General features: G+C 67.2%; 23 protein-coding genes. 12 read left to right on the forward strand and 11 right to left on the reverse strand.

Going from position 1 to position 25,148, the window contains the following annotated elements; all coding sequences use genetic code 11:
- Positions 1 to 968, forward strand: a 968-nt coding sequence (locus AAHB16_RS21045; protein WP_342051892.1) for an aminotransferase class IV, incomplete at its 5' end; no start/stop codon positions are given.
- 19 nt (positions 969 to 987) lie between these two features.
- Here the strand turns inward: AAHB16_RS21045 and panB are convergent.
- The 7 genes from panB to AAHB16_RS21080 form a co-directional block, all read right to left on the reverse strand.
- Entirely contained in the window at positions 988 to 1,809 is an 822-nt protein-coding gene (gene panB, locus AAHB16_RS21050; RefSeq protein ID WP_150370774.1) for a 3-methyl-2-oxobutanoate hydroxymethyltransferase, read from the reverse strand.
- A gap of 14 nt (positions 1,810 to 1,823) precedes the next feature.
- Positions 1,824 to 2,465: a deoxynucleoside kinase gene (locus AAHB16_RS21055; protein ID WP_150370775.1), complete on the reverse strand. Its 642-nt coding sequence runs from the start codon at positions 2,463 to 2,465 to the stop codon at positions 1,824 to 1,826.
- A gap of 62 nt (positions 2,466 to 2,527) precedes the next feature.
- A complete protein-coding gene (gene folK, locus AAHB16_RS21060) occupies positions 2,528 to 3,049 on the reverse strand; it encodes a 2-amino-4-hydroxy-6-hydroxymethyldihydropteridine diphosphokinase (RefSeq protein WP_150370776.1) in 522 nt (173 codons plus the stop codon).
- Positions 3,050 to 4,591, reverse strand: a complete 1,542-nt coding sequence (pcnB, locus tag AAHB16_RS21065; RefSeq protein ID WP_150370777.1) for a polynucleotide adenylyltransferase PcnB — start codon at positions 4,589 to 4,591, stop codon at positions 3,050 to 3,052.
- Between the two features lies 1 nt (position 4,592).
- On the reverse strand, positions 4,593 to 5,267 hold the full coding sequence (locus AAHB16_RS21070) for a histidinol-phosphatase (RefSeq protein ID WP_150370778.1): 675 nt from the start codon (positions 5,265 to 5,267) through the stop codon (positions 4,593 to 4,595).
- Between the two features lie 117 nt (positions 5,268 to 5,384).
- The gene (gene hda / locus AAHB16_RS21075; RefSeq protein WP_150370779.1) at positions 5,385 to 6,092 is read right to left on the reverse strand and encodes a DnaA regulatory inactivator Hda; all 708 of its coding nucleotides are present in this window, start codon (positions 6,090 to 6,092) and stop codon (positions 5,385 to 5,387) included.
- A gap of 14 nt (positions 6,093 to 6,106) precedes the next feature.
- Positions 6,107 to 7,177 carry an AI-2E family transporter gene (locus AAHB16_RS21080; RefSeq protein ID WP_150370780.1) on the reverse strand — a complete coding sequence of 357 codons (1,071 nt, stop codon included), beginning with the start codon at positions 7,175 to 7,177 and terminating at the stop codon, positions 6,107 to 6,109.
- Between the two features lie 168 nt (positions 7,178 to 7,345).
- On the opposite strand from AAHB16_RS21080, the gene purM reads away from it, so the two are divergent.
- Positions 7,346 to 8,398 carry a phosphoribosylformylglycinamidine cyclo-ligase gene (purM, locus tag AAHB16_RS21085; RefSeq protein WP_150370781.1) on the forward strand — a complete coding sequence of 351 codons (1,053 nt, stop codon included), beginning with the start codon at positions 7,346 to 7,348 and terminating at the stop codon, positions 8,396 to 8,398.
- A 42-nt stretch (positions 8,399 to 8,440) separates the two neighbouring features.
- On the opposite strand, the gene pdxR is transcribed toward purM, so the two are convergent.
- Complete coding sequence (gene pdxR, locus AAHB16_RS21090) at positions 8,441 to 10,048, reverse strand: MocR-like pyridoxine biosynthesis transcription factor PdxR (RefSeq protein ID WP_191002170.1); 1,608 nt, start codon at positions 10,046 to 10,048, stop codon at positions 8,441 to 8,443.
- A 97-nt stretch (positions 10,049 to 10,145) separates the two neighbouring features.
- On the opposite strand from pdxR, the gene AAHB16_RS21095 reads away from it, so the two are divergent.
- From AAHB16_RS21095 to AAHB16_RS21135, 9 genes are all read left to right on the forward strand, one after another.
- Positions 10,146 to 11,468, forward strand: coding sequence for an ArgE/DapE family deacylase (locus AAHB16_RS21095; protein WP_342051893.1), 1,323 nt, complete (start codon positions 10,146 to 10,148; stop codon positions 11,466 to 11,468).
- A gap of 132 nt (positions 11,469 to 11,600) precedes the next feature.
- Positions 11,601 to 13,202 carry an ABC transporter substrate-binding protein gene (locus AAHB16_RS21100; protein WP_342051894.1) on the forward strand — a complete coding sequence of 534 codons (1,602 nt, stop codon included), beginning with the start codon at positions 11,601 to 11,603 and terminating at the stop codon, positions 13,200 to 13,202.
- 71 nt (positions 13,203 to 13,273) lie between these two features.
- Positions 13,274 to 14,278, forward strand: a complete 1,005-nt coding sequence (locus AAHB16_RS21105) for an ABC transporter permease (protein ID WP_342051895.1) — start codon at positions 13,274 to 13,276, stop codon at positions 14,276 to 14,278.
- The gene (locus AAHB16_RS21110; protein WP_342051896.1) at positions 14,275 to 15,114 is read left to right on the forward strand and encodes an ABC transporter permease; all 840 of its coding nucleotides are present in this window, start codon (positions 14,275 to 14,277) and stop codon (positions 15,112 to 15,114) included. Before AAHB16_RS21105 ends, AAHB16_RS21110 begins: the two co-directional genes overlap by 4 nt.
- 25 nt (positions 15,115 to 15,139) lie before the next feature.
- A complete protein-coding gene (locus AAHB16_RS21115; RefSeq protein WP_342051897.1) occupies positions 15,140 to 16,777 on the forward strand; it encodes an ABC transporter ATP-binding protein in 1,638 nt (545 codons plus the stop codon).
- Between the two features lie 27 nt (positions 16,778 to 16,804).
- Positions 16,805 to 18,067 carry a 4-aminobutyrate--2-oxoglutarate transaminase gene (gene gabT, locus AAHB16_RS21120; protein WP_150370788.1) on the forward strand — a complete coding sequence of 421 codons (1,263 nt, stop codon included), beginning with the start codon at positions 16,805 to 16,807 and terminating at the stop codon, positions 18,065 to 18,067.
- Positions 18,068 to 18,075: 8 nt separating this feature from the next.
- Positions 18,076 to 18,387 (forward strand): cupin domain-containing protein, encoded by a 312-nt coding sequence (locus tag AAHB16_RS21125; RefSeq protein ID WP_150370789.1) that lies wholly within the window; start codon positions 18,076 to 18,078, stop codon positions 18,385 to 18,387.
- A gap of 33 nt (positions 18,388 to 18,420) precedes the next feature.
- Positions 18,421 to 19,491 carry a histone deacetylase family protein gene (locus tag AAHB16_RS21130; protein ID WP_342051898.1) on the forward strand — a complete coding sequence of 357 codons (1,071 nt, stop codon included), beginning with the start codon at positions 18,421 to 18,423 and terminating at the stop codon, positions 19,489 to 19,491.
- Between the two features lie 12 nt (positions 19,492 to 19,503).
- Positions 19,504 to 20,748, forward strand: a complete 1,245-nt coding sequence (locus AAHB16_RS21135; RefSeq protein WP_342051899.1) for a Zn-dependent hydrolase — start codon at positions 19,504 to 19,506, stop codon at positions 20,746 to 20,748.
- A gap of 6 nt (positions 20,749 to 20,754) precedes the next feature.
- Here AAHB16_RS21135 and AAHB16_RS21140 read toward each other — a convergent pair whose 3' ends face one another.
- Genes AAHB16_RS21140 through mutL form a run of 3 tightly spaced genes read right to left on the reverse strand, consistent with a single transcriptional unit; the run spans position 20,755 to position 24,305 of the window.
- Positions 20,755 to 21,252 (reverse strand): GNAT family N-acetyltransferase, encoded by a 498-nt coding sequence (locus AAHB16_RS21140; RefSeq protein ID WP_342051900.1) that lies wholly within the window; start codon positions 21,250 to 21,252, stop codon positions 20,755 to 20,757.
- 29 nt (positions 21,253 to 21,281) lie between these two features.
- A complete protein-coding gene (gene miaA, locus AAHB16_RS21145) occupies positions 21,282 to 22,244 on the reverse strand; it encodes a tRNA (adenosine(37)-N6)-dimethylallyltransferase MiaA (RefSeq protein ID WP_150370792.1) in 963 nt (320 codons plus the stop codon).
- 12 nt (positions 22,245 to 22,256) lie between these two features.
- Positions 22,257 to 24,305: a DNA mismatch repair endonuclease MutL gene (mutL, locus tag AAHB16_RS21150; protein ID WP_150370793.1), complete on the reverse strand. Its 2,049-nt coding sequence runs from the start codon at positions 24,303 to 24,305 to the stop codon at positions 22,257 to 22,259.
- A gap of 126 nt (positions 24,306 to 24,431) precedes the next feature.
- Between mutL and AAHB16_RS21155 the strand changes: the two genes are divergently transcribed.
- Complete coding sequence (locus tag AAHB16_RS21155) at positions 24,432 to 25,094, forward strand: DedA family protein (RefSeq protein WP_150370794.1); 663 nt, start codon at positions 24,432 to 24,434, stop codon at positions 25,092 to 25,094.
- Positions 25,095 to 25,148: the final 54 nt, after the last annotated feature.

Raw genomic sequence — 25,148 nt, forward strand, 5'->3', positions numbered from 1 at the left:
TTCCATGCGGGTCGATCACTGGCGCGCCCAAGCGCCGGACGATGGAGATCATCGCGGCGCTCGAGTCGTCGCCGCGCGGCATTTATACCGGTGCGATCGGCTGGCTCGATCCCGATGGCGCGTTCGCGATGTCGGTGGCGATTCGCACGCTCGTGCTCGATGCGATGGGGGCCGACGGCTTGCGGGCCGGCGAGATGGGCGTGGGCGGCGGCATCGTGCACGACAGCGTGGCGGCCGACGAATATACGGAATGCGGCTGGAAGGCGCGTTTTCTTACCGCGCACGATCCGGGTTTCACGCTGTTCGAGACGATGCACGCGCGCGACGGCGTGTGCATCGCGCAGTCGCGGCATCTGGCGCGACTCGCCGCGTCGGCGGCGGCGTTCGGGTTTGCATTCGATGCGGAAGCCGCGGCGCGCGCCGTGCAGGCCGAGGCCGTGCGGCTGGGCGACGGCGACTGGCGTCTGCGTGTCAGCGTGGACAAGTCGGGCACGCTCGCCTTTGCGAGCGGTGCGCTTGTGCCGCTGGCGCAGCCGGTAGCGGTCGATATCGCGGCGGAGCCATTGCCCGACGCGGATCCGCTGCGGCGCTACAAGACGAGCGCGCGCGCGGTCTACGACGCGGGGTGGCAGGAGGCGGAGCGGCGCGGCGCATTCGACCGGCTGTTCTTCAACACGCGGGGCGAGTTGCTCGAAGGCGGGCGCAGTTCGGTGTTCGCGAAGATCGACGGCGAGTGGCTGACACCGCCGCTGTCGGCGGACATCCTGCCGGGCGTGATGCGTGCACAGCTACTGGAACAAGGTGTCAGCCAAGGTGTTTGGCAGGACGACGCGACGCTCGACGGCCCCGCTCGCGAGGCCACGATCACGCGCGCGATGTTCGCGCGCGCGCAGCGGGTGGTGGTATGCAACGCGCTGCGCGGCGCGATGACGGCGGTCGTCGTGGACGCGTCCCAGGCCGGGTACTAGGCCGGGTACTGGGCCGGTACTAGGCCGAGAACGTGTGTTCCGGCGCGGGGAAGCTGCCATCCTTCACCGCGGCCACATAGGCGCGCACCGCGCCTTCGATCGACGTCTGCCCTTCCATGAAGTTGCGCACGAACTTCGCCTTGCGGCCCGGGTAGACATTGATCATGTCCTGCAGCACGAGCACCTGCCCCGTGCAATCGACACCGGCGCCAATGCCGATCGTCGGCACCTTCAGCAGCGACGTCACCGTGGCCGCCAGCGCGGCCGGCACCGCTTCCATCAGCACGATCTGCGCGCCGGCTTCCTGCAGCGACACCGCATCGCGCTTGAGCTGCGCCGCGCCCTCATCGGTCTTGCCCTGCACCTTGAAGCCGCCGAGCGCATGCACCGACTGCGGCGTCAGTCCGATATGCGCGCACACCGGAATGCTGCGCTCGACGAGAAAGCGCACGGTCGGCGCCAGCCATTCGCCGCCCTCGATCTTGACCATATGCGCGCCCGCGCGCATCAGCGCGACGGCGCTCGCATAGGCCATCTCTGGCGTGGCGTAGGTACCGAACGGCAGGTCCGACATCAGCAGCGCGGTCTGGTTGCCACGCGCGACGCATTCGGTGTGATACACCATGTGCGCGAGCGTGACGGGCAGCGTGGTCTGCTGCCCCTGCATCACGTTGCCGAGCGAATCGCCGACGAGAATCACCTCCACGCCGCAGAAATCGAGCAGCGCGGAGAAGCTCGAGTCGTACGCGGTCAGCATGACGATCTTTTCGCCGGCATCGCGCATCGCCTGCAGCTTCGGAAGGGTGACGGTCTTGCGGGAGGGGTCGAGGAGGTAGCTCATGGGAATCCGTATCGTTATCGCGCGGCGAAATTCAGGAAGGCTCTGCGGCCCCGCATCGTTTCTATGCGCGACATCAGTGTACGGAAATCGTCGTCATTGTCCACCGGATTGAAATGCGCGGTATCGACGATCATGACCGGCGCGTCGTCGTAACGATGGAACAGTTCGCCGTACGCATCGACGAGGCGCTGCAGATACGCTTCATCGACATGGGACTCGCCCGGCAGCCCGCGGCGCGCGATACGCTCGCGCAGCAGCGAGGGCGTGGCCTGCAGCATGATCACGAGGTCCGCGCGTTGCGGACGCGGCGGCATGCGCGCGGCCAGCGCATCGTAGAGCGCGAGTTCGTCGGCCTCGAGCGTCAGCGCCGCGTAGAGGCGATCGCGCTCGTAGAGGAAATTGGTGACCATGCGCTGCGTGGCCAGTAGCGCGGCGTGCCAGTGTTCAAGCTGCTGGATGCGCGCGTTGAGGCAGGAGAGCTGCATCGGCAGCGCATAACGCTGCGGCTCGCGATAGAACCGCTCCAGGAACGGGCTGCGCCGCGCGCCGTCCGGCAGTTCGCCGGCCTGCAGGGTGCGCGCGAGGCGCTGCGCCAGCGCGCTCTTGCCGGAACCCACGGGACCTTCGATGACGATGCGGCGGAGATGTTCGAGCATGAGTCGGCGCGCGTGATTGGAAAGAATTCAGCAATACGGCGAGGTCCGCGGCGCGGACCGGCTCAGGAAGCGGCGGCGCCCTGTTGCGCGAGCCGCGGACACTTGCATGAGGAAAACTTCTCGATGCGCTGGTCCTGTACGCGCGGCAAATGATCGGCGGCGCGGCCGCGGCCCGGAATGACGAGCTCGGGATCGAGTTCCACCAGCGGCACCAGCACGAACGCGCGCTCGGTGATGCGCGGATGCGGCACCGTCAGCGGTTCGGTGTCGATGATGTCGGCACCGAACAGCAGCAGGTCGAGATCGAGCGTGCGCGGCGCGTTGCGAAACGGCCGCTCGCGTCCGAACTGATCCTCGATGTGATGGCAGATGCGAAGCAGCTGCGGCGCCGTGAACGGTGTTTCCACCTTCACCACGGCGTTGAAATAGTCGTCACCGCCGGCGTCGACCGGCGCGGTGCGATAGAACGAGGATTTGGCCACGACCGTGATGCCGACCTGCTGGGCCAGGCACACGATCGCGTCCTTCAGTGCCTGGCGGGCATCGCCAATGTTGGCGCCGATGCCGATATAGGCAAGTGTCATTTATGTGTCCTCCGGCTGGGCGCGGCCGGACCCTGATTCTGCGGCCTGACCCCCATCCGCCGCGTCCGTGTCGCCCCGCGTGGAGACTTTATCCGATTTCCGCGGGCCGCGCCGACGGCGCTTTTTCTTCACGGCGCCTGCCGGGCCGCTGCCCGGGCCGTCGGCCTCGGCCTGCGCGTTGCGCGACGGCCGCGCGGAGGCGATCAGATCCTCGCGCTGGTCGGGCGGCGCATTCTGGAAGTCGGCCCACCACTGCGCGATCTCCGCGGGCTGCTCGCCCGATTCGCAGCGCAGTTGCAGGAAGTCGAAGCCGGCGCGGAAACGCGGCGACTCGAGCAGCCGGAACGGCATGCGGCCCACGCGTTTCTCGAAACGCGGCTGCATGCCCCAGATGTCACGCATATCCGTCACGAAGCGGCGCTGGATCGCGAGTTGGCCGGTCTGCTTCTCCAGCACCATGTCCATCGCGGTATTGAGCGCGGCGATGGGGTGCTCACCTTCCTCGCGCAGGCGCTCCCAGCGCTGCAGCACGTGGTGCCACAGCAACGACGCGAACAGGAAGCCCGGCGATACCGGCTTGCCGGCCTGCACGCGGCGATCGGTGTTGTCGAGCGCCAGCTGCACGAAGCGCTGGCCCATCGGCTGCTCGATGGCAACGTCGAGCAGCGGCAGCAGGCCCTTGTGCAGGCCCGCCTTGCGCAGCTCCTGCAGCGAAGCCCATGCGTGGCCCGACATCAGCAGCTTGAGCATCTCGTCGAACAGGCGCGCGCTCGGCACATTGTGGATCAGCGAGGCCAGGCCCGCGATCGGCTCGCGCGTGTGTTCGTCGATCGTGAAGCCGGTCTTGGCCGCGAAACGCACGACGCGCAGCATCCGCACGGGATCTTCGCGATAGCGCGTGACCGGGTCGCCGATCATGCGCAGCGTTCGCGCGCGGATGTCTTCCATGCCGTGATGGTAGTCATGCACGGTCTGCGCGGCCGGATCGTAGTACATCGCGTTGATCGTGAAGTCGCGGCGTTCCGCGTCTTCGGCCTGCGAGCCCCACACGTTGTCGCGCAGCACGCGGCCCGACGCATCGATCGCATGGGTCTTGCTGTCGAGCTCGCTGCGCTTGAGGCGGCGCCCCTCGGGCAGCGTCTCGCTGGCCACGGCGTCCACGAGGGCGCGGAACGTCGAGACCTCGATGATCTCCTGCTCGCGGCCGCCGTAGAACGTCACGTGGACGATCTGGAAGCGCCGGCCGATGATGCGCGAGCGGCGGAACAGCGCCTGCACCTGGTCCGGCGTGGCGTTGGTCGCCACGTCGAAGTCCTTCGGCTTGATGCCGAGCAGCAGGTCGCGCACGGCGCCGCCGACGATAAAGGCCTGGTAGCCGGCCTGCTGCAGCGTGGAGGTGACCTTGACCGCGTTGCGCGAGATCAGCGAGGGATCGATGCGATGTTCTTCCACGCCGACGATGCGCGGCGTGTGCGCGCGGCCGAGAAGACGCTGTTTGGGCCCTGGCTTGCCCAGGAGCCTGTTGATGAGCTTCTTGATCACGTCAGAACAGGTCCATGATGCGCCAGCCGGCCGCGGCGGCGTGGTGGCGCAGGCGGTCGTCCGGGTTGGCGGCGATCGGATCGCTGACCTTCTCGAGCAACGGCAGGTCGTTGGCGGAGTCGCTGTAGAACGTCGTGGTGCCGAAGTCTTCCCAGCGCGCGCCCAGGCCCTTCAGCCACGATTCGACGCGCGTGATCTTGCCCTCGCGGAAACTCGGCACGCCGGCCACCTCGCCGGTAAAGGCGCTGTCGGGCTTGCCGTCGGCGGTTGCGGGTTCGGTCGCGATCAGGTGCTTGATGCCGAAGGCGGCCGTGATCGGCGCGGTGACGAAACTGTTGGTGGCGGTGACCACCGCGCACAGGTCGCCGGCTTCGAGGTGCTTGTACACGAGCGCGCGGGCCTGCGGCGTGATGACGGGGTCGATGACCTCGCGCATGAAGCGGCCGCGCCATTCCTCGAGGCGGTCGCGCGGGTTCGCGGCCAGCGGCGCCAGCGCAAAGCGCAGGAACGCCTGGATGTCGAGCGTGCCCGCCTTGTATTGCGCATAGAACTCGTCGTTCCTGCGGCGATAGGATTCCTCATCGACGACGCCCATGCGGACAAGGAAGCGGCCCCATTCGTGGTCGCTATCGGTCGGGATCAGGGTGTGGTCGAGGTCAAACAGTGCCAGATTCATGGGCGGCGATTTTACCTTAAGGTGCATGAGCCGGTCGGCTACGGACTTCATTGGGGCAGGCGGGCGGACCGGTGCGGGGGCGATGCACGAGCGTTGCAGGATGAAACCGAGGCGGCGTCACTCCCGTAGTTCGGCGAACATCTCGCGCAGCAGCGGCAGCGTGACCGCGCGCTTGCGCTCGAGGGAATAGGTGTCCAGCGCGTCGAGCAGGGCCATCAGGCTCGGCATGTCGCGATAGTGGCGCGTGACGAGCCAGTGCGGGATTTCGGGGGACAGCTGCAGGCCGCGCTCGCGCGCGGCCTGGATCAGCGCGGCCATCTTGTCCTCATCGGACAGGGACGCGACCTGGTAGACGAGCCCCCAGCCGAGTCGTGTGCGGAGATCTTCACGTACGGGCATCACGCGGGGCGCCGCACCGCCCGCCACGACGAGCGCAGTACGAACGTGTGCACGCACTTCGTTATACAGCGAGAACACGGCGATCTGCCGCGCCTCGTCGAGCAATTCCACGTCGTCCACCGTGTAGAGCTGGCAGGACGGGTCGAAAATAAAATCGGCGAGCGCGTGGTGCGGGCTCAGGTAACGGCAGTTCAGGCCCGTATGGAAACCGGCGTCGCACAGCGCGTGCAGCAGATGCGTCCGGCCCGAGCCGACCTCGCCCCACAGGTAGATCAGGCGGTCGTCGGCATGCTCGGCCGCCACGGCCTCCGGCAGTTCGCGCAGGCGCTGCACGGGCTCGCGGTTCGACGCCACGACGAAGTTTTCGAACGTGGACGGCGGCGGATTGCCGAGTTCGAGCGATAGCTGCTTGGGACGCGAAGACATGACGGTTGGAAAGCTCAGTTTCGATACAGATCGCTCGTGATATAGACGCGCCGGACCTGCCGCGCGCCGACCAGCAATACCGCGCAGGTGGGCAGCGCCAGCAGCACGCCGAAGAAACCGAACAGCTGTCCGAATGCCAGCAGCGCAAAGATGACCACGAGCGGGTGCAGGCCGATGCGCTCGCCCACGAGACGCGGCGTCAGGTAGAAGCTTTCCACGAATTGACCGATTCCGTATACCACCGCGACGGCCCCGATGCCGTACCAGTTGCCGAATTGCAGCAGCGCGGCCAGGATCGCGAGCACCAGACCGAGCCCGAAGCCGATATACGGGATGAATACGGCCAGCCCGGTGAAGATGCCGACGGGCACGCCCACGTCGAAGCCGGCGACCGACAGGCCGACCGCATAGATCGCGGCGAGGATCACCATGACGAGGATCTGGCCGCGCAGGTACTGGGACAGCAGGGCATCGGTCTCGCTGGACAGTTCGCGGACCTTCGGCACCCAGCGGCGCGGCACCAGGCGCTCGATGCGCCGCATGACCATATGCCAGTCCATCATCAGGTAGAACATGACGATCGGGATGATGAACAGCATGCCGCCGATCTCGAGCAGCGCGGAGCCGGAGACGCGCAGGTACGTCAGCATGATCGTGAGCAGGTCCTCGGGACTGGCCGAGAAACGGTCCGACAGCATGCTGCGCAGGCCCGGGAAGTCGAAGCGGACCCGCACGCCCAGTTCGGCGAGGCGCGGCGCCACCACGTTGTTCAGCTTGTGCAGCAGCGCGGGCAGCTGATCGCGCAGTTGCGGGATTTCGCGCTGGAGCACGGCAATCAGCAGCAGGACCAGCAGCACGAGAATCACGGCGAGCAGGCCGATCATCAGCGTCACGCCGATAAAGCGCGGCACGCGGCGGCGTTGCAGCCAGTCCACGCCCGGATTGAGGATGTACGCGAAGATGAACGCGAACAGAAACGGCGTCAGGACGGGCGCCAGCGCCAGAATGGCGGCGAAAAGCGCGGCCGCCGCGGCGATCCAGACAAGGATCCGCTTGACGTCTTGCGAGAGCAGGGGGGCGTTCATCGGTGAGGCAATGGGCGAAGCTGGCGGGTGGGCAATCGGGCAGTACTGGAAGCCGGGTGCCGGTATCCGTTAAAATCGCGATTCTACTGGACTCTTGCCTGCTTCCCGCGTCACACGGGACCGGGCGGGGCCGTCCGGACCACCTCTTCCAAGTCAAGCAGGACTCTCATGAGCGCATCTTCGCCCACCGGCCAGGCAGGCCTTTCCTACCGCGACGCCGGTGTTGACATCGATGCCGGCGACGCGCTGGTCGACCGGATCAAGCCGTTTGCCAAGCGCACGATGCGCGAAGGCGTGATGGCTGGCATCGGCGGCTTCGGCGCGCTGTTCGAGCTGTCGAAGAAATTCCAGGAGCCGGTGCTGGTCTCCGGCACCGACGGCGTGGGTACCAAGCTCAAGCTGGCGTTCCAGCTGAACCGCCACGACACCGTGGGTCAGGATCTCGTGGCGATGAGCGTCAACGACATCCTCGTGCAGGGCGCCGAGCCGCTGTTCTTCCTCGACTACTTCGCCTGCGGCAAGCTGGACGTGGACACGGCCGCGACCGTCATCCAGGGCATCGCCCACGGCTGCGAACTGTCGGGCTGCGCGCTGATCGGTGGCGAGACCGCCGAAATGCCGAGCATGTACCCGGACGGCGAGTACGACCTGGCCGGCTTCGCGGTCGGCGCGGTGGAAAAGCGCAAGATCATCGACGGCACCACGATCACCCCGGGCGACGTCGTGCTGGGCCTCGCTTCGTCGGGCGCGCACTCCAATGGCTACTCGCTCGTGCGCAAGATCATCGACGTGGCGCGTCCGGACCTGAATGCCGACTTCCACGGCCAGCGCCTGCAGGACGCGATCATGGCGCCGACGCGCATCTACGTGAAGCCGCTGCTGTCGCTGATCGACACGCTGCCCGTCAAGGGCATGGCCCACATCACCGGCGGCGGCCTGACCGAGAACGTGCCGCGCGTGCTGGCCGACAACCTGACCGCCGTGATCCAGAAGGACGCGTGGACGCTGCCGCCGCTGTTCCAGTGGCTCCAGGCGCAGGGCAATGTGGCCGACGCCGAGATGCACCGCGTGTTCAACTGCGGGATCGGCATGGTCGTGATCGTGGCGAAGGAAGATGCCGATCGCGCGATTCGCCATCTGCAGGCGGCCGGCGAGGCCGTGTACCAGATCGGCGAGATCCGCGAGCGCGCCGAAGGCCAGGCGCAGACCGTGGTGGTCTGATCTGCCTCAGCGATAAAAAAAGCCGGCGCAAGCCGGCTTTTTTCATGCGCCGCTCCACGCCTCCTCGCTGATGCGCGCGGCCAGCGGGCGCCGCGGCTCGCGCGTGCGCGCCAGATGCTCGAGCGCGGGCTCGATGACCTCGGCGAGCTTGCGGAACGCGGGCGCGATCTCGGCCTCGGGCACGCATGCATAGCCAAGCAGCAGGCCCTGCTGCGCATGGGTGTCGTCCGTGTAGTAGCGCGACAGCGGCCGTGCCGACAGGCCCTGCGTGCGCGCCGCCATGCTGATGCCGAGGTCGTCCGCGCCCGGCGGCAGATGCATCACCATATGCAGGCCCGCCTCGTGCGTGGAAGTGGGCCAGTCCGCGCCGAAGCGCGCGGCAATGGCCTCGCGCAGCAGCGCCTGCCGTTGCGCGTAGCGCTGACGCATGCGCCGGATATGCGTGGCGTAATGGCCCTCCTCGATAAAGTCCGCGAGCACGGCCTGCTGCACGAGCTGGCCTTCGCGATAGAGCTCGGACAGCGCGAGCGCGAAATGCGGCGCGAGCGGCTTGGGCAGGACCATGAAGCCCATGCGCAGGCCCGGGAACAACGTCTTCGAGAACGTGCCCATGTAGATCACGCGGTCGTGCTCGTCGAGCCCCTGCAGCGAGGCCACGGGACGCCCCTCGAAGCGGAACTCGCTGTCGTAGTCGTCCTCGATGATCCACGCGCCGCGCTGCCGCGCATATTCGAGCAGCATGCGCCGGCGCGACAGGCTCATCATCATGCCGAGCGGATACTGGTGCGACGGCGTGACGAAGATGAAGCGCGGCGGATCCTGCAGCGCCGCGGCACCCGGCGCGATGCCTTCTTCATCGACGGGCACCGGAATGGGTTCCACGCCCGCGCTGTGCAGCAGGCTGCGTGTGCCCCAGTAGCCGGGGTCCTCCATCCATGCGCGGTCGCCAGGGTCCGCCAGCAGGCGCGCGATCAGATCGACGGCCTGATGGATGCCCGTGGTCACCACGATCTGATCGGGCTCGCAGCGCACCGACCGCACCACGCGCAGATGCTCGGCCAGCTGCTGCTTGAGCGGCGCGTGCCCGCCGTGGTGCGCATACGTGAGCAGCTGCGGACTGGGATTGCGCCAATGCTTGTTCAGCAGCCGCGCCCATACGCCGTGCGGAAACAGCGAGACATCGGGCACGCCCGCGACGAACGCGCCCCACTGGCGATCCGATGCGCTCGCGTGCGAGACCAGATGCTGCCCGCGCCGCGACAGCGCGGAGCGGTTCGTATGTGGATGCGTGCCGGCCTGCGATGCGGGCACATTCATGGTGCCATGACGCGCACTGCCGTTGTGCAATGCACGATGGTCGGGAACGGTATGCGACACGAAGGTGCCACTTCCGCTCGATGCCGTGACATAGCCCTCGGCGAGCAACTGCTCGTACGCATAGAGCACCGTGTTGCGCGAGACCCCGATATCCTTCGCGAGCGCGCGTGACGCAGGGAGCTTGCTGCCCGCAGGCACAGCGCCAGCAAGGATTTCCGCGCGAATGATCGCGTACAGCTGGCGATTCATATGCGCGCTCGATTTCTCGGCCGGCGCGCCGCCGGGACGTTCGAGCCGTTGCAGCAGCAATTCCGAAAGCAGTGTCTCTTTCAAAGTGGCCCCGCGCAAAATTGAAGACATGGACCTACCGATGGTACCAACCATCGGCTAATTTTCCATCCGTGCCGATGTTGTTTTTCCGGGAGTGCCCATGACGCAAAGCGCGGTCATTACGAACCTGACAACTGCTTCCATCGCGGAGGCCGTTCGCGAACTCGTACCGTATATGGTGGAAACGCTGTCCGATCTGGTGGCGGCGCCGAGTCCGTCGGGCAACGAGCAACCGGCCGTGGACGTCATGGAACGCGCGCTGCAGGACCTCGGCCTGCCGTCGGAACACATCGTGCTGAACACCGCGGCGCTGAAGGACCTGCCGCTGTATTCGCCGTCGTGCTGTCCCGATGGCGGCCGCTACAACCTGCTGGCGACGCATCGTCCCGCCACGCGCGGCGGCCGCTCGGTGCTGTTCAACGGCCATCTCGACGTGGTGCCCACCGGTCCCGTCTCGATGTGGCGCCGCGATCCGTTCGCGCCGTATATCGAGGACGGCTGGCTGTTCGGCCGCGGCGCCGGCGACATGAAGGCCGGCATCGTGTGCGCGCTGGCCGCGTTCAAGGCGCTGAAGTCGCTTGGCGTGCAGCCCGCGGGCGCGGTCGGCTTCAACGCCGTGCTCGAGGAAGAGAACACCGGCAACGGCGCGCTGGCGACCGTGGCCGCATTGCGCAGCGCCGTGGGCGCGGGCAAGCTGGCCTCGTTCGACACGGTGCTGATCCCCGAGCCGCTGGGCGAAGGGCTGATGAGCGCGCAGATGGGCGTGTTCTGGATGTTCGTGGAGCTCACGGGACGTCCCGCGCATGCCGCGTACATGACGACGGGCGTCAATCCGATCGAGGCCGGCATTGCGGTGATGGCGGACCTGCGCAAGCTCGAGGCGCAGTGGAACCTGCCCGAGAACCGGCCCGCCGTGTATCGCGATCACGCGCATCCGATCAATTTCAATCTCGGACAGATCCAGGGCGGCGAGTGGAACTCGTCGGTGCCGTGCACCTGCACGCTCGGTGTGCGCATCGGCTTCTATCCGCAGATGGATGTCGATGACGCCAAGGCCCAGGTGGCGGCCTGCGTGCGCGACACCCTCGCGCGGCTCGCGAGCAACCTCACGCTGAATATTCGCTACGAAGGCTTTCACGCGCCGGGTTGCGAGTTCGACCTCGACAACGCGCCCATGCAGGCGCTCGCGCGCGCGCACGAACAGGTCCACGGGACGCCGCCCGCGCGCGAGGCGACCACCGCGACCACGGACGCCCGTCATTTCCGGCTGACGCTCGATACGCCGGTCACATGCTACGGACCCGAGGCGCGCAATATCCACGGCATCGACGAATCGGTGTCGATCGACAGCATGGTGCGCGTGGCCACCACGTTTGCACTGTTCCTGCACGACTGGTGTGGCGTGGAGCCCGCCGTGGACTGACCGCACCGCCCATCGTTTTTCACCTCTGAAGTCATTTCCCGGCTGACGGCCCGCGCAAGCGGCCGCAACCGGTTGCCCTCACTCGTCCACAACATTCGTCAGAACAAAAGGATTCGACCGATGAAACGCCTCATGAAATCAGTCGGCAGCAAGACGCGCATCAGGGGGAGCCTGATGTCCATGGTCATCGCGTCCGCCGCGGTGGTGGCGGGCTTTACGAGCGCCAGTGCATTCGCGCAGACGGCGGGCGGCACGCTGTCGGGCATCGTCCAGCCCGAGCCGCCGATTCTGGTGAGCGCGATGAACTCGCAGGCGCCCACGCAGTACATCGCGGGCAAGATCTACCAGGGCCTGCTCACCTATTCGCCGGACCTGAAGCCGCAGCCGGAACTCGCCAAGTCGTGGAAGATCTCGCCGGACGGCCTGACCTACACGTTCGAGCTCCAGAGCGGCGTCAAGTGGCACGACGGCAAGCCGTTCACGTCCGCCGACGTGGTGTTCTCGATCGACAAGCTGCTGCGCGAGGTGCACGTGCGCACGCGCGCGGTCATCAACAAGTACATGGCGTCGATTCGCGCGGTCAACGACACGACCGTCGAGATCAAGCTCAAGGAACCGTTCCCGCCGTTTATCTCGATGTTCGAGACCGGCACGATGCCGATGATGCCCAAGCATCTGTACGAAGGCACCGACTACCGGAACAATCCGGCCAACCAGAAGCCGGTCGGCACGGGTCCGTTCATGTTCAAGGAATGGAAGAAGGGCGCGTATATCAAGCTCGTCAAGAATCCGAACTACTGGAAGAAGGGCAAGCCGTACCTCGACGAGCTCGTGTTCTACGTGATTCCCGATTCGGCCTCGCGCGCGGTCGCGTTCGAGAAGGGCGACGTACAGGTGCTGCGCGGCGGCGACGTGGACAACGTGGACGTCAAGCGCCTGCGCGCGATCCCCAACGTCGAGTACACGACCAAGGGCTGGGAGATGTTCGCGCCGATGGCGAGCATGCTGCTCAACGAACGCAAGCCGCCGTTCAATAACGTGAAGGTGCGCCAGGCCGTGATGCATGCGCTCAACCGCAAGCTGATCGTCGACAACATCTTCTTCGGCATGGGCAAGCCCGCGGTAAGCCCGTTCGCGTCCAGCACGCTGTTCTTCGACAAGAACATTCCGCAGTTCGAGTTCAACCTCAAGAAGGCGCGCGAGGAGATCAAGGCGTCGGGCGTGGACGTGGGCCAGTACCCGATCAAGATCCTCTCGACGTCGTACGGCGCCAACTGGGATCGACTCGACGAGTACGTGAAGCAGATGCTCGAGCCGCTCGGCTTCAAGGTCAGCATCGAATCCGCCGACGCGGGTACGTGGGCCGCGCGCGTGGGCAACTGGGACTTCGATATGACCATCACGTACACGTACCAGTACGGCGACCCCGCGCTGGGCGTGGAGCGGCTCTACGTGGCGCGCAATATCGTCAAGGGCACGCCGTTCGCGAACGTGCAGGGCTACAACAATCCGCAGGCCGACGAGCTGTGGACGAAGGCCGGCGTGACGATGGATCCCGCCGAGCGCCAGAAGCTCTATAGCGAGGTGCAGCGCATTCTCGTGAACGACGTGGCCAATGCGAACCTGTTCGAGATCGAGTTCCCGACGCTCTATCGCAAGAACGTGAAGAACCTCGTGACCACCGCGATCGGTCTCAACGAGTCGTTCGACAACGTATCGATCGAGAAGAACTGAGATCGAGAAGACCTGAGCGAGTCCGTCCCCTCGCCAGATGGCGGGGGGACATCGTTGACGGAGCGTGCGCCGTGAATTTCGTGTCCTTCTTCCTGTCCCGTCTCGGCAAGGCGCTGGTCGTCGTGCTGGGCGTGGTGATCATCAATTTCTTTCTGATCCGCCTCGCGCCCGGCGATCCGGCCACGGTGATGGCCGGTGAGGCCGGCGCCGGCGATGCCGCCTATGTGCAGCAACTGCGCGAGCAGTTCGGCCTCGACAAGCCCGTGGTCACGCAGCTGGCGATCTATCTGAAGGGCGTGGCGCACCTCGATCTCGGTTACTCGTATCGCAATCACCTGCCGGTACTCGACCTGATCCTGGACCGCCTGCCCGCGACGTTCCTGCTGATGAGTGGGGCGTTTCTGTTCTCGATCGTGCTCGGCGTGCTGCTCGGGGTGATTGCCGCGCGCACCCGCTACGAGAACCGGCGCCGCTGGATCGACAGCGCGGTGATGTCCGGCGCGCTGCTGCTCTATGCGACGCCGCTGTTCTGGCTGTCGCTGATGGCGATCATCCTGTTCTCCGTCGTGCTCGGCTGGCTGCCCGCGTTCGGCATGGAGTCGGTCGGTGCTGGCTACACGGGCTTCGCGCGCGTGCGGGACATCGCGCTCCATATGGTGCTGCCGACGGTATCGCTGGGCTGTTTCTTCATGGCCGTGTACGTGCGGCTGACGCGCGCGTCGATGCTCGAGGTCATGGGCATGGACTTCGTGAAGACCGCGCGCGCGAAAGGCGTGCCCGCGCGGCGCGTGATCCGCGTGCACGTGCTGCGCAACGCGCTGCTGCCGGTCATCACGTTCGCGGGCATCCAGCTGGGCCAGATGGCCGGTGGCGCCGTGCTGACCGAAACCGTGTTCTCGTGGCCCGGCATCGGCCGGCTGATGTTCGACGCGCTGCTGCAGCGCGACTATCAGCTGCTGCTCGGCATCTTCTTCGTGACGTCGGCGCTCGTGGTGGTGTTCAACCTCGCGACCGACATCCTCTATCGATCTATCGACCCGCGCATCGCCGTCGGGGGCAGGGAGGCCGCCGCATGAAATCGTTCCTTCGACGCTATTGCCGCAATGTCGGTGCCGTCGCGGGCCTCGTGGTACTGCTCGCGGTGGTGGCGGTGTCGTTCCTCGCGCCGCTGCTGTACGAAGAGTCCCCGTGGATGATGGTCGGCGATCCGCTGATTCATCCGTTCGCGGACATGGCCTACCCGTTCGGCACCGACATGCTCGGACGTGACATCACGGCGGGCCTGCTCTATGGCGCGCGCGTGTCGCTGCTGGTGGGCGTGATCTCCACCGCGGTCGCGCTCGTATTCGGCGTGCTGATCGGCGCGGTGGCCGGCTACTGCGGCGGCCGCATCGACGATGCGCTGATGCGCTTCACCGAGTTCTTCCAGACGATTCCGCAGCTGGCGATGGCCGTGGTGATCGTCGCGATCTTCAACCCATCGATCTATTCGATCGTGGGCGCGATCTCGGTCGTGTCGTGGCCGCCGGTCGCGCGCCTCGTCCGCGGCGAGTTCCTGACGCTCAAGCAGCGCGAGTTCGTGCAGGCCGCCATCGTCATCGGGCAGCGTCCGTTACGGATCATCGTGACGCAGATCCTGCCCAACGCGATGTCGCCGATCATCGTGTCGGCCTCGTTCATGGTGGCGACGGCGATCCTGACCGAGTCGGCGCTGTCGTTCCTCGGGCTCGGCGACCGCAACATGATGAGCTGGGGCTTCATGATCGGCGCCGCGCGCACGATGATCCGCGAGGCCTGGTGGATGAGCGTCTGGCCCGGCGTGGCCATCCTGCTCACCGTGCTGGCCATCAACCTGATCGGGGAAGGGCTCAACGATGCCATGAATCCCCAGCTGCGCCGGCGCGGCGAGTAAGCAGACGATACGCGAGAGGGATTCCATGTCAGTCATCCAGGCCCAGCCGCTGTTGTCGATCCGCGACCTGTCCATCGCATTGCCGCCCGGCGGCGATCGTCCCTATGCGGTCCGCGATATCTCCTACGACCTGCACGCGGGCGAAATCCTGTGCATCGTCGGCGAATCGGGTTCCGGCAAGTCGATGAGCGCCAATGCCATCATGGGCCTGCTACCGGCTTACCTGAAGCCGGAGCGCGGCCAGATCCTGTTCCGCGGCCAGGACCTGCTCGCGCAGGACGAGGCCAAGTTGCTCGGCATGCGCGGCAAGGACATCGCGATGGTGTTCCAGGAGCCGCTGTCGGCGCTCAATCCGGTGATGACGATCGGCGACCAGATTGCCGAAGTCATGCGCGTGCATCGCGAGTATCCGGGCGAGGCCCGCGCGCGCCGCGTGCTCGAGCTGCTTGCGTTCGTGGGCTTACCCGATCCGGCCACGATCGTGCATAGCTACCCGTTCCGGCTGTCGGGCGGCCAGCGCCAGCGCGTGGTCATCGCCATGGCGCTTGCGCTGGAGCCCGCGCTGCTGATCGCCGACGAGCCGACCACCGCGCTCGACGTCACCACGCAGGCGCAGATCCTCGCGCTGATCCGGCGCATCCAGGCCGAGAAGGGCATGGGCGTCATGTTCGTGACCCACGATTTCGGCGTGGTCGCGGAGATCGCCGATCGCGTCGCCGTCATGGAGAAGGGCGTGCTCGTCGAACTCGGCAGCGCGGAGCAGGTGCTCAACGATCCGCGGCATCCGTACACGCGCCGGCTGATCGGCGCGGTTCCGCACGGCCGCGCACGCGATGGCGGCCATGCCGACGACGGCACCGTGCTCGAGGTCCGCCACCTGCGCAAGACCTACGTTTCCGGCGGCGGCCTGTTCGCAAAGAAGCGCGTGACCCATGCCGTCGATGACGTGAGCTTTCGCGTGCGCCGCGGCGAGACGCTCGGCATCGTCGGCGAGTCGGGATCGGGCAAGTCGACGATCGGCAAGTGCCTGCTCAAGCTGACCGGCGTCGATGGCGGCGAAATCCTGTTCGACGGCCACGACCTCGCGCGCCTGTCCGAGCGGCAGTTCCGGCCGATGCGGCGCGCGGTGCAGATGATCTTCCAGGACCCGTTCGCTTCGCTGAATCCGCGCCATACGGTGGGACGCATCATCGCCGACGGGCCGATCGCGTGCGGCGTGCCGCGCGAGGCCGCCTATGCGCGGACGCGCGAATTGCTCGAACTGGTCGGCCTCGAGGCCTCGGCGTTCGACCGGTATCCGAACCAGTTCTCGGGCGGGCAACGCCAGCGGATCGGCATCGCGCGCGCGCTCGCGCTGGAGCCGCGCGTGCTCGTGGCCGACGAGTCGGTGTCGGCGCTTGACGTCTCCGTGCAGGCGCAGGTGCTCGCGCTGCTGGCCGACCTGCAGAAGCGGCTCGATATCGCGCTGATCTTCATTACGCACGACCTGCGCGTGGCCGCGCAGATCTGCCACGAGGTCATCGTCATGCATCGCGGACGCGTGGTGGAGGCCGGGCCTCCCGCACAGATCTTCGATGCGCCCCGTCACGACTACACGCGCCGCCTGATCGACGCGATTCCGGGCAAGGCCTGGGATCCGACGCTCGTGCGCGCGGCCGCGTAATCCCCCTCATCCATCTGGAGCCACAATATGAAGAATGCCGAACTGCTGCGCCGCAAGGATGCCGCCACCCCGCGCGGGGTGGGCGTCATGTGCAACTTCTACGCCGAGCGTGCCGAGAATGCAGAGATCTGGGACGTCGAGGGCAAGCGCTATATCGACTTCGCGGCCGGCATCGCCGTGCTGAACACGGGCCATCGTCATCCGAAGCTCGTGGCCGCGCTCCAGCAGCAGCTGGAGCGCTTTACGCACACCGCGTATCAGATCGTGCCGTACGCGAGCTACGTCGAGCTGGCCGAGCGCATCAACCAGCGCGCGCCGGGCCGCTCCGCGCGCAAGACGGCCTTCTTCACCACGGGCGCGGAAGCGGTCGAGAACGCGATCAAGATCGCGCGCGCGGCCACGGGCCGTCCCGGCGTGATCGCGTTTTCGGGCGGCTTTCATGGCCGCACGATGATGGGCATGGCGCTGACGGGGAAGGTCGCGCCGTACAAGGTCGGCTTCGGTCCGTTCCCGGGCGAGGTCTATCACGCGCCGTTCCCGTCGCCGCTGCAGGGCGTGACCGTGGAGGACGCCAGCAAGGCACTCCAGCATCTGTTCAAGGCCGATATCGATCCGCGCCGCGTGGCCGCGATCATCTTCGAGCCCGTGCAGGGCGAGGGCGGCTTCAACGTGGCGCCGCCCGAGTTCGTGCGCATGCTGCGCGCGGTCTGCGACGAGCACGGCATCTTGCTGATTGCCGATGAAGTCCAGACGGGCTTCGGCCGCACGGGCAAGCTGTTCGCGATGGAGCATTACGACGTCGTGCCGGACCTGACCACGATGGCGAAGAGCCTGGCCGGCGGCATGCCGCTGTCCGCGGTGTGCGGGCGCGCGGAGGTCATGGATGCGCCTGCGCCCGGCGGCCTCGGCGGCACCTATGCGGGCAATCCGCTCGCGGTGGCCGCCGCGCTGGCGGTGCTCGACGTGCTCGAGTCCGAGCAGCTGATTCCGCGCGGCGCCGAACTCGGCGAGCGTCTGGTGACCCGGCTCAAGAGCCTCAGGCCGCGCGTGCCGCAGATGGCCGAAGTGCGCGGGCTCGGCGCGATGGTCGCGGTGGAGTTCCGCCGCGCCGACGGCAGCCCCGATCCCGAGTTCACGCGCGAGGTCCAGAACCGCGCGCTCGAACGTGGCCTGCTTCTGCTCTCGTGCGGCGTGTACGGCAACGTGATCCGCTTCCTGTTTCCGCTGACGATTCCGGACGCCGTGATGAACGAAGGCCTCGAGATTCTTGAAGACGTATTGACGCGATAAGGCGAACGATGACCCGACCCCAGGCAGTCCCGACCGTGCAGGTCGATAACGAACGCGTGACCGTCACCGAATGGCGCTTCGCGCGTGGCGCGGAAACGGGCCACCATCGCCACGGCTACGACTACGTGGTGGTGCCCATGACGAGCGGCCCGCTGTTGCTGGAGACCCCCGCGGGACAGGTCACGAGCGACCTCGTCGCCGGCCGCGCCTATTACCGGCCCGCGGGCGTCGAGCACAACGTGATCAACGGTCACGATGGCGAGTGCGTGTTCGTCGAGATCGAATTCAAGACGCCGTCGGAAACGCCCGGCGGCGCATGAAGACCGCATCCTTCACCGACCATGCCACCGACCATGCGCGCCTTCTTCTCGGATGACCAGTTATTGCATCAGCCCCGGCAGTTCATGCGCGTCGGCCGGCTATGCGAACCGACCGACGTTCCCGCCCGCGCGGCCGCGCTCCAGCGCGCGCTCGCCGCGCGGTCCATCGCCGTCAGCGCGCCGCCGGACTACGGACGCGCGCCGCTGGAGGCGGTGCACAGCCCGGCCTATCTCGAATTCCTGTCCACGGCCTATGCGCGCTGGATGGCGCTGGCGTCGCCGACGCTCGAGCCCGGTATCGAGGTTCTGCCGAACCTTTCGCCGTACCACAGCGGCCGCATCGACCAGACGCGGCGCGCGCCATGCCCGTCGGACAGCATCATCGCGCAGACCGGCTATTACCTCGGGGACCTGAGCTGCCCGCTGGGGCCGGATAGCTGGCGCTCGATCGAACGCTCGGCCCACAGCGCGGTGGCGGCCGCGCGGCACGTCTCCGCGCCCGACGCGGGTGGCCTGGCCTATGCGTTATGCCGGCCCTCGGGCCACCATGCCCATACGGATCGCGCGAGCGGGTTCTGCTACGTCAACAACTCGGCCATCGCGGCGCAGACGCTGCTCCAGCGCTTCGACAAGGTCGCGGTCCTCGACGTCGATGCGCACCATGGCGACGGTACGCAGCAGATCTTCTATCAGCGCTCCGACGTGATGACCATCTCGCTGCATGCCGACCCCAACGGCTACTACCCGTTCTATACCGGATATGCGACCGAGCGCGGCCATGGCGCGGGCTACGGCTACAACCTCAACTTCCCGCTTCCGCACGGCACCGCCGATGCGGGATTCCTCGCGGCGCTCGACAGCGCGCTCGACGCGTTGCGCGACTATCGTCCGCAGGCACTCGTGCTCGCGCTCGGATTCGATACGTACATCCATGACCCCATCAGCGTGCTGCGCGTGGGGCTCGACGCGTACCGCGGCATCGGCGAACGCATCCACGCGCTCGGCGTGCCGACCGTGGTCGTGCAGGAAGGCGGCTACGAGGTCGATGCGATCGGCCTTGCGCTCGAGGCATTCCTTGCCGGCTTCGTGCCGGCGACCGTCTAGGCCGGAGGCAAGATGACAACGATGCGGATCGATGGCAAGCGGCTCTGGCAGTCGCTGATGGCACTCGCGGAAATTGGCGCCACGCCGAAGGGCGGCAATGCGCGGCTTGCGCTGACCGCGCTCGATGGACAGGGGCGGGACCTCGTCACGCGCTGGATGCGCGAGGCGGGACTGACCGTGACGGTCGATCGGGTCGGCAATATCTTCGGCCGCCGCGCGGGCCGCAACGACAGCCTGCCGCCCGTGATGACGGGCAGCCATATCGACACCCAGCCCACGGGCGGCAAGTTCGACGGCTGTTTCGGTGTGCTCGCCGGGCTCGAGGTCATGCGCACGCTGGCCGATCATGGCATCACGACGGAAGCGCCGCTCGAACTGGCGATCTGGACCAACGAGGAAGGCACGCGCTTCGTGCCCGTGATGATGGGGTCGGGCGTGTTCGCGGGCAAGTTCCCGCTCGAGGTGGCGCTGTCCGCCACCGACACCGCCGGCAAGCGCGTGGCGGACGAACTGCGGGCCATCGGCTACGCGGGCGAGCTCCCCGTGGGCGGCCGGCCGATCGGCGCCTACCTCGAGGCGCATATCGAGCAGGGACCGATCCTCGAAGCGGCCGACAACATCATCGGCGTGGTCACGGGCTCGCTGGGCCTGCGGTGGTATGACGTGACCGTGACGGGCATGGAGGCGCATGCGGGCCCCACGCCGATGCCGCTGCGGCGCGATGCGCTATACGGCGCGACGTTCCTGATGCAGGAAGTCATCCGCATCGCCAACGACCATGCGCCGCATGGCCGCGGCACCGTGGGCGTGGTGGACGTGCATCCGTCGTCGCGCAACGTCATTCCCGGCGCGGTCACGTTCTCGGTGGACCTGCGTCATCAGGATGCGGACCGGCTTGCGGAGATGGATGCGCGCTTCCGCGATGCCTGCGCGCGGTTGCAGTCGGGCCAGACCACGGGCACCGCGCTGGCGGTGGAGGTCGTGGACGTGCAGCACTTTCCGCCGACGCCGTTTGCCGAATCGCTGGTGGCCCACGTCAGGGAAGAAGCCGGTGCCCGCGGCTACACGCATCAGGACATCGTCACGGGTGCGGGGCACGACGCGGTGTATATCGCGAGCGTGGCGCCCACGGCGATGATCTTCGTGCCGTGCAAGGACGGCATCAGCCACAACGAGATCGAGGACGCGCGTCCCGAGCATCTGGAGGCCGGCGCCAACGTGCTGCTCGGGGCGATGCTGGCGAGCGCGGGCCGATAGGCGAACCTAGGCGGCCCCAAGCCGCGCGAGTGCGTCGCCGGTGACGCGGCAGATGCGCCAGTCGGGCATCACGTCGGCACCCATGGCCTCGTAGAAGTCGATCGAGGGCTGATTCCAGTCGAGCACCGACCACTCGAAGCGGCCACAGCCGCGCGCGACCGCGAGCGCGGCCAGATGGCGCAGCAGGGCCTTGCCGATACCGTGGCCGCGCCATGCGGGCTCGACGAACAGGTCCTCGAGGTAGAGCCCCGGCTTGGCGAGGAACGTCGAGAAGTTGTGGAAGAACAGCGCGAACCCCACCGCCTGCCCCCCTTCCACCTCGGCGATCACGGCCTCGGCATGGGGCCGCTCGCCGAACAGCGCCTGCTCGATCTTTTCGGGCGTGGCCTCCACGAGGTGCGTGAGCTTTTCGTACTCGGCCAGTGCCGAGATCAGGCGACACAGCGTCGCGCTGTCGGCGGGGGTGGCGGGACGCAGCGTGCAGGATGGTTGGGCGGTAGGCATGGCTCGGGCGAGAAAGGTGAGGGCGATGGTTACGGTTGGGCCGATGCGAACGCGATGTCCGCCACCTGCCGCACATAGTCTTCGGCCAGGCAATCGACAGTCACGCGCTCGGGCGTGCTTCGCAGCCACGTGATCTGCCGCTTGCACAGCTGGCGCGTCGCCGCGATGCCGCGCTCGCGCATGGTGGCGTGGTCGCATTCGCCATCGAGGTACTCCCACACCTGCCGATAGCCGACGCAGCGAATCGACGGCAGCGCCGGATTCAGGTCGCCGCGCGCGCGCAGACGTTTCACCTCGTCGATCAGGCCGTGCGCGAGCATTGCATCGAAGCGCGCGGCAATGCGCGCGTGGAGCACCGCGCGATCGGACGGTTCGAGCGCGATCACGCGGAAGCGCGCATCGGCACTGCCGGTGAACGTGCGCGCGGCCGCTTCGCGCGCGAGCAGCGCCGACATCGGTTGTCCGGTCAGGCGATGGATCTCCAGCGCGCGCTGGATGCGCTGCGCATCGTTGGGCGCGAGCCGCGCGGCCGTCACGGGGTCCACTTCGGCGAGCATCGCATGCAGCGCGGGCCAGCCGCGTTCGGCCGCCAGCGCATCGAGCTCGGCGCGCACCGCGGCATCGGCGCGCGGCAGGTCGTTGAGCCCCTGCGTCAGCGCCTTGTAGTAGAGCATCGTGCCGCCCACGATCAGCGGCATGCGGCCGCGCGCGCGAATCTCGCCGATCAGGCGTTCGGCATCCTCGACGAACTGCGCGGCGGAGTAGCTGTCGGCGGGATCGACGATGTCGATCAGATGATGGGGCACCGCGTCGAGTTCGGCGCGCGAGGGCTTGGCCGTGCCGATATCCATCTCGCGGTAGACCAGCGCGGAGTCGAGGCTGATGATCTCGATGGGCGCGCGCTCGGCCAGCGCGAGCGCGGCGGCGGTCTTGCCCGATGCGGTCGGCCCCAACAGGCAGACGATCGGCGCCTTCATTGCGGCATCACTCATGGACGGACGCGATCACTGGCCGCGCAGGAACAGCCGATCGAGCTCCGCGACCGATAACTGCACCCAGGTGGGCCGACCGTGATTGCACTGGTCGGCGCGCTCGGTCTGCTCCATCTCGCGCAGCAGCGCGTTCATTTCCTCGACGGTCAGCTTGCGGTTCGCGCGCACGGCGCTGTGGCATGCCAGCGTGGCCAGCAGCTCGTTCTGGCGTTCGATCAGCACGCGCGAGCCGCCATAGGCATGGAGGTCGCGCAGCACGTCGCGGGCGAGCGCTTCCGCGTCGGCCTGCTTGAGCAGCGCGGGAATCGCGCGCACGGCGAGCGTGGTCGGCGAGACCGGCGCGATATCGAAGCCGAGCTGCCGCAACGTGTCCTGATGTTCCTCGGCGGCACCGATCTCCACCGCGCTCGCGGGCAGCGTCACGGGGATCAGCAGCGGCTGCACGGCCAGTTCGCGCGCATCGAGCGCGGTCTTGATCTGCTCGTAGAGAATGCGCTCGTGCGCGGCGTGCATATCGACGAGCACGAGCCCGCGCGCGTTCTGCGCCAGCACGTAGATGCCGTGCAGCTGCGCGATCGCATAGCCGAGCGGGTGGGCCTCGTCTTCATCCGCCGTGCCATCGAACGCATGGCTGCCGATGCGCGTGACCGTGGATCCGCCGATCAGGCCGGGCGGTTCGTCGGCGCGCGCGGCCTGCGCGTCCGCGAGCCATGCCGGCGGGCGCGATGAGGGTTGCGAGGATGGCTGCGATGAAGGCGCATAGCCGGGCAGGCCCTGCGCGGCGCCATCGAAGCCGTTGCCGCGCGCCCCGGCCGTGGCGTCGCGCACCATGCCGAGGTATGCCTGGCGCGGCTGCGCGATACCCAGCTCGGTCTGGCGGCCCGCCGAATAGTTGATCCACTGCGGCGCGGCACCCGCCCCCGAGGCTGGCCGCGCGGCCGGCATCGGGTACGCGCCGCCCGCTCCGGCCGGACCCTCGCCGGCATCGGTATGCAGGCTGTCGCCCTGTTCGCCGGCCTGTCGCGCGAGGCAACGCTGCACCGCGTGATAGACGAACTGGTGCACCGCGCGCGATTCGCGAAAGCGCACCTCGATCTTCGACGGGTGCACGTTCACATCGACCATCTCGGGCGGCAGGTCCAGGCAGAGCACGTACGACGGAAACCGGTCGCCGTGCAGCACGTCCTGATAGGCGCTGCGCACGGCGTGGTTGAGCAGCTTGTCGCGCACGAAGCGTCCGTTGACGAAGAAATACTGCTGATCGGGCCGGCCGCGCGATGCCGTCGGCAGTCCCGCAAAGCCGTACAGATGCAGCGTGCCCGCTTCCTCGTCCAGCGGCAGCCGGGCGCGCGCGAAGTCGTCGCCCAGGACCTGCGCGGTACGCGTGGCCACGTCGCCGGCGTTCCAGTGCTCGAGCGGCTTGCCGTTGTGGTGGACCGAAATCGTGACGTCGGGCCGCGCGAGCGCCACCCGGCGGACCATCTCCAGGCAGTGGCCGAGCTCGGTTTGTTCCGATTTGAGGAACTTTCTGCGCGCTGGCGTGTTGAAGTACAGGTGCTGCACGTCGACCATCGTGCCGACGCCGCCCGACGCGGGCTGCAACTGGCCGGAATCGGCACTGACCTGCGAGGCATGCGGCGCGTCCGCGGTGCGGCTGGTCAGCACGAGGTGGGAGACGGAAGCGATCGAGGCCAGCGCCTCGCCGCGGAAGCCGAGCGTCAGCACGGCTTCGAGTTCGTCGAGCGAGGCGATCTTGCTCGTGGCGTGGCGCATGAGTGCCACGGGGAGTTCGTCGGCCGGAATGCCGCAGCCGTTGTCGGTGATGACGATGCGGCGGACGCCGCCTTCCTCGAGCCGGATGCCCAGCTGGCTGGTGCCCGCGTCGAGCGCGTTTTCGAGCAGTTCCTTGACCACCGAGGCCGGCCGTTCCACCACCTCGCCGGCGGCGATCTGGCTGATCAGCTGGTCGGGTAAGGGCCGGATGGGCCTGAGTGTCCGGATAGGGCGGACGGGCCGGTCTGGCACGGCTGGCAGGGCGGTGTGGGAGGCGTCGGCAGGCATGCGGGCAATTATACGTGCGCGTCCGAACATTCTTGGGCGCGCCACCACGGGTGGCAGGGCTACAAGTGCGCAACGCGCCTTGCCGCTCTTGTATGATGGGCACCTTCATCTGGAGTGAGGACTGATTTGGATACCGTACTGCAACTGCTCGACATGGTGCTCCACGTCGATAAATTCCTGGGCCAGTTCGTCCAGGACTACGGCGTCTGGGTGTACGGCATCCTGTTCGCGATCGTGTTCGCCGAAACCGGCCTCGTCGTGCTGCCGTTCCTGCCCGGCGATTCCCTGCTGTTTATCGCGGGCGCCATGTGCGCCACCGGGGCGATGAACGAATGGATGCTGTCGGGGCTGCTGCTCGTGGCGGCCATCAGCGGCAATACCGTCAACTACATGGTCGGCAGCTGGATTGGCCCGAAGGTGTTCGAGCACGAATGGCGATTCCTGGACCAGAAGGCGCTGCGCCGCACGCACGACTTCTACGAACGCCATGGCGGCAAGACGCTCGTGATGGCGCGCTTTATCCCGATCGTGCGCACGTTCGCGCCGTTCGTGGCCGGGGTCTCGCAGATGACGTTCGCACGGTTCCAGCTGTTCAACGTGCTGGGCGCGCTGATGTGGGTGGTCGGCCTCGTGTTCGCTGGCTACTTCTTCGGCAACCTGCCGTTCATCAAGCAGTATCTGAACCTGATCGTGCTGGCCGGTATCGGCGCGGCCGTGGTGCCGCTCGTGCTGGGCGGCCTCTGGCGCCTCGTGCGTGGGAACAAGCGCCGGCCTTCGTCCGAACACTGACGCCTGAACACTGAAGCAAAGAAAGACGGGGCCCGCGGGCCCCGTTTTGCTGCC

It is taken from the genome of Cupriavidus sp. OTU4054 (assembly GCF_038440175.1).
Taxonomy (GTDB): domain Bacteria; phylum Pseudomonadota; class Gammaproteobacteria; order Burkholderiales; family Burkholderiaceae; genus Cupriavidus; species Cupriavidus pauculus_D.

Bases quoted from the DNA above. Each gene is read 5' to 3' on its own strand.
- panB (WP_150370774.1), bottom strand. From the start codon at position 1,809: ATGAGCTACCTCCTCGACCCCTCCCGCAAGACCGTCACCCTTCCGAAG.
- AAHB16_RS21055 (WP_150370775.1), bottom strand. From the start codon at position 2,465: ATGCTCGAACATCTCCGCCGCATCGTCATCGAAGGTCCCGTGGGTTCC.
- folK (WP_150370776.1), bottom strand. From the start codon at position 3,049: ATGACACTTGCCTATATCGGCATCGGCGCCAACATTGGCGATGCCCGC.
- AAHB16_RS21070 (WP_150370778.1), bottom strand. From the start codon at position 5,267: ATGAATCTGGCACTGTTTGACCTCGACCACACCCTGATCCCGACCGAT.
- hda (WP_150370779.1), bottom strand. From the start codon at position 6,092: ATGTCTTCGCGTCCCAAGCAGCTATCGCTCGAACTCGGCAATCCGCCG.
- AAHB16_RS21080 (WP_150370780.1), bottom strand. From the start codon at position 7,177: ATGAACGCCCCCCTGCTCTCGCAAGACGTCAAGCGGATCCTTGTCTGG.
- purM (WP_150370781.1), top strand. From the start codon at position 7,346: ATGAGCGCATCTTCGCCCACCGGCCAGGCAGGCCTTTCCTACCGCGAC.
- AAHB16_RS21095 (WP_342051893.1), top strand. From the start codon at position 10,146: ATGACGCAAAGCGCGGTCATTACGAACCTGACAACTGCTTCCATCGCG.
- AAHB16_RS21100 (WP_342051894.1), top strand. From the start codon at position 11,601: ATGAAATCAGTCGGCAGCAAGACGCGCATCAGGGGGAGCCTGATGTCC.
- AAHB16_RS21110 (WP_342051896.1), top strand. From the start codon at position 14,275: ATGAAATCGTTCCTTCGACGCTATTGCCGCAATGTCGGTGCCGTCGCG.
- AAHB16_RS21115 (WP_342051897.1), top strand. From the start codon at position 15,140: ATGTCAGTCATCCAGGCCCAGCCGCTGTTGTCGATCCGCGACCTGTCC.
- gabT (WP_150370788.1), top strand. From the start codon at position 16,805: ATGAAGAATGCCGAACTGCTGCGCCGCAAGGATGCCGCCACCCCGCGC.
- AAHB16_RS21125 (WP_150370789.1), top strand. From the start codon at position 18,076: ATGACCCGACCCCAGGCAGTCCCGACCGTGCAGGTCGATAACGAACGC.
- AAHB16_RS21130 (WP_342051898.1), top strand. From the start codon at position 18,421: ATGCGCGCCTTCTTCTCGGATGACCAGTTATTGCATCAGCCCCGGCAG.
- AAHB16_RS21135 (WP_342051899.1), top strand. From the start codon at position 19,504: ATGACAACGATGCGGATCGATGGCAAGCGGCTCTGGCAGTCGCTGATG.
- AAHB16_RS21140 (WP_342051900.1), bottom strand. From the start codon at position 21,252: ATGCCTACCGCCCAACCATCCTGCACGCTGCGTCCCGCCACCCCCGCC.
- miaA (WP_150370792.1), bottom strand. From the start codon at position 22,244: ATGAGTGATGCCGCAATGAAGGCGCCGATCGTCTGCCTGTTGGGGCCG.
- mutL (WP_150370793.1), bottom strand. From the start codon at position 24,305: ATGCCTGCCGACGCCTCCCACACCGCCCTGCCAGCCGTGCCAGACCGG.